General features: G+C 59.3%; 14 protein-coding genes. 7 read left to right on the forward strand and 7 right to left on the reverse strand.

Going from position 1 to position 12,747, the window contains the following annotated elements:
- The first annotated feature begins 91 nt into the window (after positions 1–91).
- Positions 92–997: a LysR substrate-binding domain-containing protein gene (locus ACYQ47_RS03305; RefSeq protein ID WP_250467058.1), complete on the forward strand. Its 906-nt coding sequence runs from the start codon at positions 92–94 to the stop codon at positions 995–997.
- 19 nt (positions 998–1,016) lie between these two features.
- Here ACYQ47_RS03305 and ACYQ47_RS03310 read toward each other — a convergent pair whose 3' ends face one another.
- Positions 1,017–1,229 carry a hypothetical protein gene (locus ACYQ47_RS03310; protein ID WP_459904447.1) on the reverse strand — a complete coding sequence of 71 codons (213 nt, stop codon included), beginning with the start codon at positions 1,227–1,229 and terminating at the stop codon, positions 1,017–1,019.
- Positions 1,230–1,668: 439 nt separating this feature from the next.
- On the opposite strand from ACYQ47_RS03310, the gene ACYQ47_RS03315 reads away from it, so the two are divergent.
- Positions 1,669–1,899 carry a hypothetical protein gene (locus tag ACYQ47_RS03315; protein WP_459904448.1) on the forward strand — a complete coding sequence of 77 codons (231 nt, stop codon included), beginning with the start codon at positions 1,669–1,671 and terminating at the stop codon, positions 1,897–1,899.
- 279 nt (positions 1,900–2,178) lie between these two features.
- Here the strand turns inward: ACYQ47_RS03315 and ACYQ47_RS03320 are convergent, their stop codons facing one another.
- Together ACYQ47_RS03320 and ACYQ47_RS03325 are read right to left on the reverse strand one after the other, a co-directional pair.
- Positions 2,179–3,702, reverse strand: a complete 1,524-nt coding sequence (locus ACYQ47_RS03320; RefSeq protein ID WP_459904449.1) for a sensor histidine kinase — start codon at positions 3,700–3,702, stop codon at positions 2,179–2,181.
- Between the two features lie 5 nt (positions 3,703–3,707).
- A complete protein-coding gene (locus ACYQ47_RS03325; RefSeq protein WP_459904451.1) occupies positions 3,708–4,421 on the reverse strand; it encodes a response regulator transcription factor in 714 nt (237 codons plus the stop codon).
- Positions 4,422–4,574: 153 nt separating this feature from the next.
- Between ACYQ47_RS03325 and msrB the strand changes: the two genes are divergently transcribed.
- From msrB to msrA, 3 genes are read left to right on the forward strand one after another with little or no spacing between them, the layout of a single operon-like run.
- The gene (gene msrB / locus ACYQ47_RS03330) at positions 4,575–5,072 is read left to right on the forward strand and encodes a peptide-methionine (R)-S-oxide reductase MsrB (RefSeq protein ID WP_244829658.1); all 498 of its coding nucleotides are present in this window, start codon (positions 4,575–4,577) and stop codon (positions 5,070–5,072) included.
- A gap of 43 nt (positions 5,073–5,115) precedes the next feature.
- Positions 5,116–6,921, forward strand: coding sequence for a cytochrome c biogenesis protein DipZ (locus ACYQ47_RS03335; protein WP_459904453.1), 1,806 nt, complete (start codon positions 5,116–5,118; stop codon positions 6,919–6,921).
- A 17-nt stretch (positions 6,922–6,938) separates the two neighbouring features.
- Entirely contained in the window at positions 6,939–7,652 is a 714-nt protein-coding gene (gene msrA, locus ACYQ47_RS03340) for a peptide-methionine (S)-S-oxide reductase MsrA (RefSeq protein ID WP_459904454.1), read from the forward strand.
- A 5-nt stretch (positions 7,653–7,657) separates the two neighbouring features.
- On the opposite strand, the gene ACYQ47_RS03345 is transcribed toward msrA, so the two are convergent.
- Positions 7,658–8,776: an aminotransferase class I/II-fold pyridoxal phosphate-dependent enzyme gene (locus tag ACYQ47_RS03345; RefSeq protein ID WP_459904455.1), complete on the reverse strand. Its 1,119-nt coding sequence runs from the start codon at positions 8,774–8,776 to the stop codon at positions 7,658–7,660.
- 96 nt (positions 8,777–8,872) lie between these two features.
- Here ACYQ47_RS03345 and ACYQ47_RS03350 point away from each other — a divergent pair, with 96 nt between their 5' ends.
- Positions 8,873–9,766, forward strand: a complete 894-nt coding sequence (locus ACYQ47_RS03350; RefSeq protein WP_459904456.1) for a LysR family transcriptional regulator ArgP — start codon at positions 8,873–8,875, stop codon at positions 9,764–9,766.
- 3 nt (positions 9,767–9,769) lie between these two features.
- On the opposite strand, the gene ACYQ47_RS03355 is transcribed toward ACYQ47_RS03350, so the two are convergent.
- From ACYQ47_RS03355 to ACYQ47_RS03365, 3 genes are all read right to left on the reverse strand, one after another.
- The gene (locus ACYQ47_RS03355; protein ID WP_459904457.1) at positions 9,770–10,147 is read right to left on the reverse strand and encodes a DUF427 domain-containing protein; all 378 of its coding nucleotides are present in this window, start codon (positions 10,145–10,147) and stop codon (positions 9,770–9,772) included.
- A 106-nt stretch (positions 10,148–10,253) separates the two neighbouring features.
- Positions 10,254–10,592: a DUF4148 domain-containing protein gene (locus ACYQ47_RS03360; protein ID WP_244829652.1), complete on the reverse strand. Its 339-nt coding sequence runs from the start codon at positions 10,590–10,592 to the stop codon at positions 10,254–10,256.
- An 82-nt stretch (positions 10,593–10,674) separates the two neighbouring features.
- On the reverse strand, positions 10,675–11,568 hold the full coding sequence (locus tag ACYQ47_RS03365; protein ID WP_459904458.1) for a ketopantoate reductase family protein: 894 nt from the start codon (positions 11,566–11,568) through the stop codon (positions 10,675–10,677).
- A gap of 474 nt (positions 11,569–12,042) precedes the next feature.
- Between ACYQ47_RS03365 and ACYQ47_RS03370 the strand changes: the two genes are divergently transcribed.
- A complete protein-coding gene (locus tag ACYQ47_RS03370) occupies positions 12,043–12,741 on the forward strand; it encodes a FadR/GntR family transcriptional regulator (protein WP_244829648.1) in 699 nt (232 codons plus the stop codon).
- Positions 12,742–12,747 lie beyond the last annotated feature (6 nt).

The raw sequence follows: 12,747 nt of genomic DNA on the forward strand, positions 1-12,747 counted from the left end.
CGACGGCTTCCATGTTCGTGGCGCGCACAACGAAAGACAAACGATGCCTGTTCATAGAACCATGACACGCATTCATGCATAAGGAATTGCCATGAGGCGCATCCCCAACTTCGTTCTCTTGCGCGCATTCGAGGCGGCCGCGCGGCTGGAGAGCTTCACGCTTGCCGCAAGCGAACTGCACCTCACGCAATCGGCCATCAGCCATCAGGTGAAGGAGCTGGAGCAGTACTTCGGCAGGCCGCTTTTTCATCGACGCAACCGGCGGGTCGAGACGACCTCCGAAGGACGCCGGCTTCATGAGAGCCTTGGACGCGTGTTCGATGTGATCGAGGCCGCGTGTGGTGAGGTCGCGCTCGAACCCCAGGCGCAAGTGCTAGCCGTGCACTGCGCGCCGAGCTTCGCGGCGAAGTGGCTCGCGCCCCGTCTGCCCGAGTTCATGAGCGAGCATCCGATGGTGACCATTCGCCTGTCATCGGATGCGGAGCCGGCCGATCTCGCGCGCGTGCGTGAAGTCGATGTCGCGATCTCCTATGGCTTCGCGCATGAGCGTCCCGGTGTGATCACGCGCGCGCTCGGAGCGGAGCGCATCGTGCCGCTTTGTTCGCCTGCGCTCGTGCGCGACGACGTGCCCGTTGCCGAGCAGATCCGCAAGCTGACGCTCATCGACTCGCAACTTAGCCGCGTGACCTGGCCGGGATGGTTTGCATTGAACGAACTGGAAATGCCGCGCGGGCCGAGACCATCGTTCGACCGTGCCGCACTCGCGATATCGGCGGCGGCGGATGGCATGGGTGTCGCGCTGGAAACGACACGGCTCGCCGAACGCGAGCTTGCGCGTGGCGATTTGATTGAACTCGGGGCAGGCATCTTCGCGCCGCTTGCGAGAGAAACGCACTTCCTTTCCTATCGCGTAACCGAGCGCAATGTCGAAAAGGTGAAATGCTTTCGCGACTGGGTGCTGATGAAAGCAGGCCTCGACGAAACTGTCGAAGCCTGAGTAAATCGAGCCGCTTGTTTCAGGCTGCGATAGCCTGCTTCTCGCCTTTTTCCTCGATTGCTCGCGCATGTTCGAAAACGCGCTCGCGTTCACGCGCAACCAGCGCCCGTTTGCGCGCGAGCGTTTGTCGCTGATACTTCGGGTCGCCCATCAAGGTGACGTACTCGCTGTATCGATGCCTGAGATAACGCTGGAAAAACTCAGCGCCGGGCAGGCCGCAATCAAGCGCCATAAGCACGCCGTAGTCCATATCCCTTAGATCGGCCAGGGCGCTTATGGCCGTTTCAAGCGCGGCGTAGCGTTCTGCGAGCGGTAAGCCTTTACCGCATAACGCGTGAAAGCGTTGATAGGGAAATACACAGCCATGCGACGCGCAGCGCCGCAAAGCTCTCGCAAGCCGTAGACTCAGTTCGGTTTCCACATGCCCTCCCTGTCTGTTGCGCGGATCGCAAGCGCAAGATTTCGCCGCCATTATTCGAGCTATCGAGAATGGCGAACCTTTGCCTGAAAATCATTCTTTAAGCCAAGAAAACGCGCGGCATTCACTTCGGGCCGCATTTTTTCGCGATTAGAACGGCGAAAAAATACCATGCAGGCATTTGCACTGGCTTACGGAAATAAGCTTGACACGCAATATCCCATAGTGTGCGTGCCCGTTGCCAAAGATCTAGATGGAAAGCACAACGTTGTCGATTGCCAATGCGCCTAAAGAAAATCAGGCGCAAAAAAGACTTAATAAGGTAACGGGTGACCGCTTTGAGACTCGGAGCGCTAGTTTAAACATGCAGATGCAGTACATGCTAGCAAACATATTGTCGAATACCAAGAAAACTTTTGCCGAGGAAAGTACCAATGGCTTACACGAAAATGTCATCCGGAATGTTTTGCTTGCTGCATCTTAGACGCGTGCGCCAAGGTTCATGATTATGCGGGGAATAAGACGAAGGCCGGGGGTCTGCTTTAGAAAATCACCTGACTAAAAACGTAACCAATGTCAACCGCCGCAGGCGATCTTAAGGATGGTTTAAGGGTTCCGGGCTAAAACCATCACGAAACACGTTCAGTCAAGCAAGGTCCACGCGGATGGTCAAACCGGGCAACGCTCAAAGCGCTTTGCTTCAGGCTTAAGAGCGTAGGTGATGACCGTCCCATTTGGCCCGGCAGCGATGCCGGGCTCTTTTTTAAGCGTTTTTATTCGATGGGTCGGGCAACTGCGGAGCATGCTCGCCGCTCCTGGCACTGCTTGCGGGAAGCTCGAAGCTAAACGCCGCGCCCGCTTGATCCAAATCGATGAGTCGAATCTGGCTGCCATGCAACTGAAGCATGCGCTGCACGATCAGCAAGCCAAATCCGCCGCGATGCCTGCCTCCCGAAGCGAAAGCGCGCTGAAAGAGCACGCCGCGCACGTCGGCTGGAATGCCGGGACCTGTATCGCTTACCGTGACTTCCACGTGGCCGTTTGAATGTGCAAGCCTAACCGTGACCGTACCGCCTTCCGGCGTGTGATGAATCGCGTTGTCGAGCAAATTCGTGAAGATTCGCTCGATCATGCCAAGATCAGCCGATACATTGGGCAGGCGCGGCTCGATATGCGCATCGAGTCGCACTTTGCGCGCATCGGCGGGCAGTTCGAATTTCTCGAACACATCTTGCAGCAGATCGGCGAGCGAGAACGACTCCGCTTCGGGATGCACCATGCCGTGTTCAAGCCGCGCTAGTTCAAAAAGCGATTGCGCGAGATGCCCGACCTTCGCGCTTTGCGCAAGTGCGATCGACAGATAACGGCGGCGGTCCGTGTCGGCAAGAACATCGGCCTTGAGCGAAAGCGTTTCCAAGTAGCCATGCAAGGAAGAAAGCGGCGTGCGCAAGTCATGTGAAATATTGACGACGAGTTCGCGTCTTTCACGATCCTGCCGCTGCAATTCGCGCCATTGTTCGCCAATGCGCGCGGCCATTTGGGCAAAGGCGCTTTCGAGCACCACGATTTCGTCCCGCTCGTTCTCGCGTGCCGCCACGTGCGACAGTACAGGCGATGGCTCGGCCGATGCCCCGCTTGCATCGAACCTGCGCATGGCATCGGTTAAGCGGCGCAACGGACGCGTAATGAGCCCGAAAGCGATCACGCCCGCAACGAGTCCGAGCAAGGTCACGAGTCCCATGGACAGAAGCGTGGTGCGCAAGACCGCGCTCGCCGAGGCTTTCGCCGCAAGCTCGTCGTGCTCTTCGCCAAGCAAAACCACATAGACATAACCGAAAGGCGGCTTGTCGGGCGTGGCAAGCGGCGCGGCGCTAAAGACTTTGCGCTTGTCGATGCTGCGTGGATCGTCGCCCAGAATAGGGAGCGGCGCGCCATTGATCAGACGATGCACGGGCGCAAGATCGACACGATCGCGCTTCAGATGACCGGGAGGCGCATCGTCGGCACGAACGCGGCCTTCGTTGTCGAGCAGGTAGACTTCGACGCTCGGGTTCACCACCATCAACTGGCTGAAGAGACGGCGCACGGCGGGCGCGTCGATATCGCCTGCGTCCATGAGCGCGCCATCGTGGGCGATATGCGCAGCGAGCCCGCGCGACAGGCTCTGAATGACTTCCTTCTCGCGCAAATCGCTTGCGCGAATCTGCAACCATGCCGATGCGCCGCAGCATGCAAGCAGCAGCACGCAGAACACAGCGAAAAGCCGTTGCGATAGGGTGAGCTTCATGAACTTCACGATGCGCTGTCCGTCGCGAGTTTGTATCCGCGTCCCCAGACGGTCACGATCCGGGCAGGCTCGGTGGCATCTTTTTCGACCTTGGCGCGCAAGCGGTTGATATGCGTATTGACCGTGTGCTCATAGCCTTCATGCGCATAACCCCAAACCGCATTGAGCAGATCCATGCGGGAAAATACTTTACCGGGATGCTGGGCGAAGTAATAAAGCAAATCGAATTCGCGTGGTGTCAGTTCTATGCGCACCTCATCTACCCACGCTTCGCGCGCAAGCGGATCGATAGCGATACCCGCGACTTCGAGACGGCCTGTATCCAGGCGCGAATTCTTGGCGACTGCATCCACTCGACGCAAAAGCGCCTTCACTCGCGCCACCAGTTCAAGCACCGAAAAAGGCTTGGCAAGATAATCGTCCGCACCGAGTTCGAGACCGAGAATGCGATGCACCTCGCTGGAACGCGCGCTAGTAATGATGATCGGGGTATAGCGCGTCATGGCGCGCGCACGCCGGCAAATTTCGAGGCCATCCACGCCGGGCAGCATCAGATCGAGAATCAACGCATCCCACCCGCCTTGTTCGAGCAAGCGCAAGCCCTCGGCGCCATCCGCGGAATGCACGACCTCATAGCGCTCGTCGCGCAGATGCAGGCTCAGCACATCGGCGATATGCATGTCGTCTTCCACGATCAGAATGCGTTTAGGCTGGTCCATGAGGAAATTCAAAAGAATTAAAGCGCTAGCCCGGATATTGTGCAGAAAAGCGGCGCGGCCAAGTATCACATTTAATTTAACTTTCGGTGAGGACTCGGTAAGCCGCGCACGCCTAAGATGGGGCTCATCTGATCGAGCGAAGGAAAAGACATCATGCTAGACCGCCGCCGCTTTCTGCTGACGGGCACCGCTGCCGCAGCCGCGTTTGCCTTGACGGGCCGTCTGCGTGCGCTGGCCGCGCCCTCGCCGCAAGAGAAGTTCGAAATCACGCATAGCGACGACGAATGGCGTCGCATGCTCGATTCCATGCAATACGACGTCCTGCGTCGCGAAGGCACCGAGCGGCCCTACACGAGTCCGTTGAATGGCGAGCATCGGGCCGGCACTTTCTCGTGCGCGGGTTGTGCCCTTGCGGTGTTCTCTTCAAGCACCAAATTCGAAAGTCACACCGGATGGCCGAGCTTCTGGGCGCCGCTCGATCACGCTATTGCCACGCGGCAGGACGGCTCGTTCGGCGTCTTGCGCACCGAAGTGCATTGCCGCCGCTGCGGTGGACATCTGGGCCACGTGTTCGACGATGGACCTAAGCCGACCGGTCTGCGCTATTGCATGAACGGCGTCGCGATGAAGTTCACCGCTGGCGCTGCTTGATTGGCAACCTCAACGCTTATTAACTTTTTAAAAAGTCACGACCATGCTGCTCATCGTTCTCGCCTATCTCGGCGGCGCGCTGACGATACTCAGTCCGTGCATCCTGCCTGTCCTTCCCTTCGTGTTTTCTCGCGCGGATCAGCCGTTTGCTAAAAGCGGCTTGCCGTTGCTGCTCGGCATGGGCATCACATTCGCGTTGGTGGCGACACTCGCCGCGCTTGGCGGCGGCTGGGCCACGCAAGCAAATCAATATGGACGCTGGGCCGCCATCGCACTTCTCGCCGTGTTCGGACTTGCTTTACTGTTGTCGCGCCTGGCCGATCGCATCATGCATCCGCTCGTCAGCGCCGGTAACCGACTGACGGCTTTCGCCCAGCGCGGCGATGGCAAGGCGAGCTTCGGCGGATCGTTCCTGCTCGGCATCGCAACGGGTCTTCTGTGGGCACCGTGCGCAGGTCCGATTCTCGGACTCGTGTTGACGGGTGCCGCATTGAACGGCGCAAGCGTAGGCACCACGCTGCTCCTGCTCGCTTATGCCGCGGGCGCCGCGACTTCGCTTGCCGTGGCGCTGGTCATCGGTGGCCGCGTATTCGCCGCGATGAAGCGCTCGCTCGGCGCGGGCGAATGGATACGGCGCGGCATCGGCGTCGCGATGCTTGCAGGCGTCGCCGCTATCGCATTGGGCCTCGATACGGGCGTGCTTGCAAGGGTATCGACAGTAACGACGGCGGGCATAGAACAAAAGCTGGTCGACCGGTTTTCGCCTCGCAATAACGCCATGAAAGCCGCTAATACCACTGCCGATGCCGATGCACCGCGCATGATGCGCGCGAGCGCGGCGCCTTCGACTGCGCCGACGGCTTCGTTGCCCGTGGAAGGCACGCTGCCCTCGCTCGATGGCGCGGTGCAATGGCTCAACACGCCGCCGCTCACGAAGGACGCGTTGCGCGGCAAGGTCGTGCTCGTCGACGTGTGGACGTATTCATGCATCAATTGCCTGCGTACCTTGCCTTATGTGAAGGAGTGGGCAAAAAAGTATCGTGACCAAGGGCTCGTGGTGATCGGTGTGCATGCGCCTGAGTTCGCATTCGAACGAAACGTCGACAACGTGAAGAAAGCCGTGCATGACCTGGGTGTGGACTATCCGGTAGCCATTGACAATAACTTTGCGATCTGGCGCGCGCTCAACAATGAATATTGGCCGGCGCATTATTTCGTGGATACCGAGGGCAAGATCCGCTATCACCACTTCGGCGAGGGCGACTATGCGCATTCGGAAGAGGTGATCCGCCAGTTGCTGGCGGAAGCGGGTCACGGTAATGCGCCCGTGGCGAAGCAGCCCGACACCAACGAAGATATCGCGGCACAAGGCGCGATGATGCAAGCCGATAACGCGGACGTGCGCTCACCCGAAACTTATATTGGCTATGCGCGCGCCGAGCAGTTCATGTCGCCTGGCGGCCAGACGCAGGATCGTGTGCATGACTATGCCCCGCCCAAGGCGCTCGATGTGAACGACTGGGGTGTTGCCGGCCCGTGGAAGATCGGCTCCGAGCACGCGACGCTCGCGGGCAAGTCGGGACGAATCGTTTATCGCTTCCATGCGCGCGATCTGCATCTCGTGCTCGGACCTTCGCTGGATGGCAAGCCCGTGCGCTTTCGCGTGAGTATTGACGGCGCGCCACCCGGTGCTTCGCATGGTAGCGATGTCGCAGCCGATGGAAGTGGTACCGTGACGCAAGAGCGCCTTTATCAACTCGTGCGGCAAGCGGGCCCTGTCAAGGACCGCACCTTTAGCATCGAATTTCTGGATTCGGGTGTCGAGGCTTATGCCTTCACCTTCGGTTGATTCATCGAGGAGCCATCATGGCGAATAAATTCAGCAAGACGGGCAAGGCCCTTAGCGTGGCTGCGCTGGTTGCAGGTGCTTTCGCGTTGCAGCAAACCGCGCATTCGAGTGAAGACGCCAAGGTCATTCCTGTACCCGCGCATGACGAGAGCGTAGGCGCCACCCACACGGAGACGGCGGTATTTGCCGGCGGTTGCTTCTGGGGCGTGCAAGGCGTGTTTCAGCACGTGCGTGGCGTTAAGGAAGTCGTCTCGGGCTATACGGGCGGCAATGCCGATACCGCTCAATACGAGCGCGTAAGCGAAGGCGATACGGGCCATGCGGAGTCGGTGCGCATAACCTTCGATCCTGCCGAAGTGACTTATGGCCGGCTCTTGCAGATTTTCTTTTCGGTCGCGCATAACCCGACCGAGTTGAATTACCAGGGACCGGATCACGGCACGCAATATCGCTCGGCAGTCTTTCCGCAAAATACGACTCAGCGCGATGTCGCTACCGCATATATCGCGCAACTCGATGCGGCGCATGTTTATTCCGGCAAGATCGTGACTCATGTCGAGAATTACAAAGGCTTTTATCCGGCCGAGGCTTACCACCAGAATTACTTGACCGAACATCCGGAAAGCACGTATATAGCGATTAACGATCTGCCTAAGGTGGGAAATCTCAAGCAATTATTCCCGCAGGCTTATAGAAACGACGCGGTGCTCGTAGCGGTCGCGTCGAAATAAACGTTTTAGCGCGGTGCGCGCGTTTCGAGCCAGGCGTCGACGTAATCGAGAACGGCAGGCATATTCCGCCTGCCGAAGCCAATGCGAAAATGTGCGTCGCCGTAATCGAGCAAGGTCGAAGGAAGCAGCAGCACGCCCGTGTCCTGCAGCAACTCGGCGCAAAAGCTGCTGGCGCGCTCCTGCTTGAGCCGCACGAAGCCGCTCGTGCCCGCACGCGGCCGATGCCATTCGAAATTCATGGCGTGGCGTGCCATGAATTTATCAAGCACCCGTAGATTTTCACGGACGATAGAAACATTCCGCTCAATGAGCGTGCCCGAATGACGCGCGGCGATGGTTGCAAGATACTCGCTCGGCGCGCTGTTACTGATCGTCAGATAGTCCTTGAAGACGCTCATGCGTTGCAGCACTTGGGCGCTTTGCGTTGCAATCCAGCCGATGCGCAAGCCCGCCAGTCCATGCGTCTTCGATAACGCACCGAGCGTGATTGCACGCTCGTAGACATCGCATGCGGCGGGAAGGCGGTCGGTACAGTCGTGTTCGAGGCCGCGATAGACCTCATCGCTGAAGAGCCACAGTCCGTGCTTGCGCGCAAACGAAACGGTAGCGTCGAACACCTCGCGCGATGGCAGATACCCGGTCGGGTTGTGCGGCGAGCAAAGGACGATGGCGCGCGTTTGCGGCTTCAGCAGCGCTTCGAGATCGGCCGGATCGAGCGCCCAGCCGCCCGCTTCGTTTGCTCGCCACGGCGATACACTTACGCCCAGCGCTTCAGCCACCGAGTAATGCGATTGATAGCCGGGCATGTGCACGATGACATGATCGCCCGCCTCAAGCATCGTGTTCATGAACGAAAAGATCGCTTCCTGAGCGCCCGTATGCACGATGATCCCGCTTGCATCCATGCACTCATACATGGCCGCCAGCTCGGTTCGCAAGTCCGGTGCGCCCAGATATTCCGTGTAGCCGAGCCAGGTATCGAACAAGCCGTCGCTTGCTTGCGGTTCGAGCGCGAGCAGGTCACGCACCGACATCGATTCGGGATCGGAACTGCACAGCAAATGCCGTGCGGTGAATTCGTGCTGTGCGAAGTAACGTTCCAGCTTGAAAGGTGTGGGATTCATGGCGTGGGCTTGATCATGGTCGACGAAAGCCGTAGTCTCTCGCAGTAAAAGCCCATGAAGCCAGCTAATCTTTCTAAGTTCGATTAAGGAACGCTAATGCTCGACTACGCCTCGCTCGATGCCTTGCTCGCGGTCGTTCGCACCGGTTCGTTCGAGCGCGCGGCAGCGTTATTGAGCGTCACGCCTTCGGCTGTCTCGCAGCGCGTGAAGTTGCTGGAAGAACGCGTGGGCAGCCTGCTCGTGCGACGCGGACAGCCGTGCGAGGCAACCTCCTCAGGCGCGCTATTGTGCCGCCATACCGAACGCGTGCAATTGCTCGAAGCCGAACTGGGCGGTCGCATGCCCACACTACCCGGCACGACGAGCGGGAGCCGCGCCAGGCTGCGCATCGCGGTGAACGACGACAGCATGAGCACATGGTTCATCGACGCCACCGCTGACTTCTGCATCGAACGTGCGCTGTTGCTCGATGTGGTCGTGGACGATCAGGATCACACCGCAGAGCGTATCCGTGCGGGCGATGTACAAGGCGCCGTCACCACGCAAGCCGATGCCGCACCGGGCTGGCGGTCGGTCAAGCTTGGTCGCATGCGTTATCGGGCTGTGTGTTCGCCCGGTTATTTCAAGCGCTATTTCGCGGAAGGACTGACACGCGAGGCATTGCGTCGCGCGCCGTGTGTGAATTTCAACGAGAAGGACGAATTGCAAAAGCGCTTTGTTCGCCGCGTTGTTCGTGCCGATATTGCACCGCCCGCGCATTTCGTTCCGCACGGCGAAGGTTTCCTGCGCGCGTGCACGTCCGGACTTGCATGGGGCATGTGCCCGCAGCAGCTGGTCGAGTCGCGGCTCGAAAGTGGCGAACTGGTCGAGCTAGTGCCGGCGACGCGACTCGATATCGATCTTTACTGGCAAAGCTGGCGCTTGGCCTTAGGCTGGCTCGACGACTTCACCGCCGAGCTACGCGCCCGGGCGAAGTCGTCGCTGAGTTGAGTCTTAAGTGCCCTGCTTTTCGATGGAATCGACACGGTCGGGATAGAACGCGAGATGGTCCTTGATACCGGCGACGGCATCGTAGGGTTGCTCGTAGGTCCAAACGGCGTTGACGCCTTTTTCGCCCAGGCTCGTGATGCTGTAGTAGCTGCAAGCGCCTTTGTAAGGACAGTACGTCTCGTGTGAAGTGCGCGTGAGTTGCGACATGTCGGCGTCATCGCGTGGCAGATAAAGCACTTCACCATACGAGGCTTCGCGCAAGGATAGCGCTTTGCTGGTATCGGCGATTACGCGGCCGCCCGCCTTCACAACGACATGCGCGGGACTGGGCTGGACAGTAATCGGATGATCGGGACCGGGAATCTTGACGGTACGTTCCATGGCTTCTTCCTGCCGTTTTCGAGGAGAAAGCCATGGTAGCGCGGTTGTATGAACCGCGCAGAAACGGACGGCGGTAGCGCCGTTAGAGCGCTACCGCGAGCATCGCTTAGTGGCCGAAATAGGTCGGCTTGGAGCCGTCGTTATTTACGGGCGGCATGGCGCGCGAGCCGGTGGATGCGCGGTAATAATCCGAGCCGCCATAAGCGCTATCGTTGGCCGACGCTGCACCATTCTGGCGCGCGGCGCGGCCTTCGGCGGCCTGTACATCGGCCGGATACGTCGTGCGGTCGCCTGCTGCGGGGTTATAGCCTGCCGCTTCGACCTGTTGCAGGTCTTGCTTGACTTGCGAGCGCGTCACGGCCGAATTGGTGTCCGACTGAGCGAAAGAAAGAACCGGCGCCACCACAACGGCAGCAACGGCCACGACTTTGATGATCGACTTCATGGTGAACCTCCGGGAGTTGTAGCGCTGACAGTTCTGCGCCTGCTACATTTGAGCATCAGGCGTGCCTGGCTCCCTTCGGCATTCAATCTGCCTTGCTCTCCACGAGCTTCACCAAAACATGCAGCATGCGATTAGCTGGCGTCGCTACACCGAGCGCATCGCCACGTCGCACGATCAATCCGTTCAGATGGTCGATCTCGCTGCGCTTGCCACGCATCACGTCCTGAGCCGTCGACGAAAATTGGTTCGGCATGGTCTCCGCGATACGGCGCACGGCCGCATCCACATCGCCAGGTAAGGTCACGCCTTCGGCACGAGCGACGGCCGTGCATTCATCGACGATATCGCGCATGACGCGCGTCACGCCCTCGCCCTTCACAATGCGTCCATAAGGCAACTGCGAAAGCGCTGAAAGCGCATTGTAGGTGCAGTTCAAGACGAGTTTGACCCACAGCGCGCCGCGCACGTTGTCGGAGATATCGGTGGGCACGCCAGCGGCCACGAAGGCGTGCGCGACTTCTTCGCTCGTACTTGATGGCTCGATCACCAGTTCACCACGCCCGTGGTGCTTCATATGTCCTGGCCCTGCCATTTCGGACGCGACATAGACCACGGCCGCCGCCACTTCTTGCGGCACATACTCACGCAAGCGCTCGGCGTTCTCGACGCCGTTTTGCAGCGACAAAACCAGCGTATCGCGTTCGAGATGCGGTTTGAGTAACGCGGCGGCGCTTTCGGTATCGGTGGACTTCACGCAGAACAGCACGAGCTTCGCTCCTTGCACTGCGCTCGCTTCGGTGCTTGCCGCAAGCTGCACACGTTCATCGAAGGTTTGTGTTTCGAGACGAAGACCATCGCGCGTTATGGCCTCGACGTGCTGCGGCCGCGCGATCAGCACGACCTCATGACCCGCGCGCGCGAGCATGCCGCCGTAATAGCAGCCCACCGCGCCTGCGCCCATGACGGCTACTTTCATGTCCTTTCCTCGCTCTGTTGCGTTGTCGTTGACCGGTGACGCCGAGCAAATGCAGCGTCTATCGGTTCGGAAAATAACACATCGGCAAGCGTTGGCGTTCCATGTCGATACATGGCGGCAAGCCACTCGAATGCTTCGCAGACCGCATCGAGCTTGCCGACACGCTGTTCCTCGCAAACGCTTGCGCGAAAAACACTGTGTGCGGACGCACTATAGTCAGTCGTTTTCGTGATGAACCATATTGTTAAAACGTATGTGCGGGAGATACGCTCCGTCAAGCGGATCGACGATGCTGTTCATAAAAGGACGACCGCTACGGGATGGCTGATAACGGGGAGACCAGGTTGCGGCGAAGAAGCCGTGATCACCCAACGAAGAGTGGTACCGAGAGCAGAAACAAAAAGCAAAGCGGCAAGCCGCTCGGCGACGGGCGAGGCGCGGCAGAGGCTTGGGCGTTTTCACGAGAACAAAAACATGAATCATGGATATGAAACATCGCTCGTCAAGCGCGTGGTGAATCAGCTTGTCGCGAGCATCGTCAGCGGGGAATACAAGGACAACGTATTGCCTCCGCAAGTGATTCTTTCGAAGAAGCACGGGGTAAGCCGGACCATCATGCGCGAGGCGCTCAGCATTCTGATCTCGCGACGCATGCTCGATGTGCGGCCCAAGACCGGCACGCGTATCAAGCCCGCGAAAGAATGGCTCGTGTTCGATGAAGAAGTCGCCGACTGGCGTTTGCGCGCCATGCCCGATCAGGAATGCATGCGCCGTCTCATCGAGTTTCGCGCACTCGTCGATCCGCCCGCTGCCGCGCTCGCCGCCATACGCGCGAACCGGCATCAGCGTATTGGCATCAACGCGGCCTTTCAGCGGCTCGTCCATGCAGGCCCTTCGGAAAGCCTGCAATCTTCCGCTGAAGAAGCGTTGCAAGCCGCCATCATCGAAGCGAGTGGCGACGAACTGCTGCAGCAGATGGGTTGCGTGGTGCGCGTCGGCATCCGTGCGATGAAGGCAACCGTTCGCACGCAGACTGTCTCCACCGATGCGCAACTCGGCGATTATGGCAAGGTCGTGCGTGCCATCGAGACCGTCGATGGCGAAGGCGCGCGCTCCGCCATGTCGCAGGTGCTTTCGCGTGCGGCGTCGGTCTGGCTGGAAGAGACCGTCTGAGGCATA

The sequence above is a fragment of the Caballeronia sp. HLA56 genome (assembly GCF_054655155.1).

Coding starts and splice junctions, on each gene's coding strand:
- ACYQ47_RS03305 (WP_250467058.1), top strand. CDS start 92: ATGAGGCGCATCCCCAACTTCGTTCTCTTGCGCGCATTCGAGGCGGCC.
- ACYQ47_RS03310 (WP_459904447.1), bottom strand. CDS start 1,229: ATGGCGCTTGATTGCGGCCTGCCCGGCGCTGAGTTTTTCCAGCGTTAT.
- ACYQ47_RS03315 (WP_459904448.1), top strand. CDS start 1,669: ATGGAAAGCACAACGTTGTCGATTGCCAATGCGCCTAAAGAAAATCAG.
- ACYQ47_RS03320 (WP_459904449.1), bottom strand. CDS start 3,702: ATGAAGCTCACCCTATCGCAACGGCTTTTCGCTGTGTTCTGCGTGCTG.
- ACYQ47_RS03325 (WP_459904451.1), bottom strand. CDS start 4,421: ATGGACCAGCCTAAACGCATTCTGATCGTGGAAGACGACATGCATATC.
- msrB (WP_244829658.1), top strand. CDS start 4,575: ATGCTAGACCGCCGCCGCTTTCTGCTGACGGGCACCGCTGCCGCAGCC.
- ACYQ47_RS03335 (WP_459904453.1), top strand. CDS start 5,116: ATGCTGCTCATCGTTCTCGCCTATCTCGGCGGCGCGCTGACGATACTC.
- msrA (WP_459904454.1), top strand. CDS start 6,939: ATGGCGAATAAATTCAGCAAGACGGGCAAGGCCCTTAGCGTGGCTGCG.
- ACYQ47_RS03345 (WP_459904455.1), bottom strand. CDS start 8,776: ATGAATCCCACACCTTTCAAGCTGGAACGTTACTTCGCACAGCACGAA.
- ACYQ47_RS03350 (WP_459904456.1), top strand. CDS start 8,873: ATGCTCGACTACGCCTCGCTCGATGCCTTGCTCGCGGTCGTTCGCACC.
- ACYQ47_RS03355 (WP_459904457.1), bottom strand. CDS start 10,147: ATGGAACGTACCGTCAAGATTCCCGGTCCCGATCATCCGATTACTGTC.
- ACYQ47_RS03360 (WP_244829652.1), bottom strand. CDS start 10,592: ATGAAGTCGATCATCAAAGTCGTGGCCGTTGCTGCCGTTGTGGTGGCG.
- ACYQ47_RS03365 (WP_459904458.1), bottom strand. CDS start 11,568: ATGAAAGTAGCCGTCATGGGCGCAGGCGCGGTGGGCTGCTATTACGGC.
- ACYQ47_RS03370 (WP_244829648.1), top strand. CDS start 12,043: ATGAATCATGGATATGAAACATCGCTCGTCAAGCGCGTGGTGAATCAG.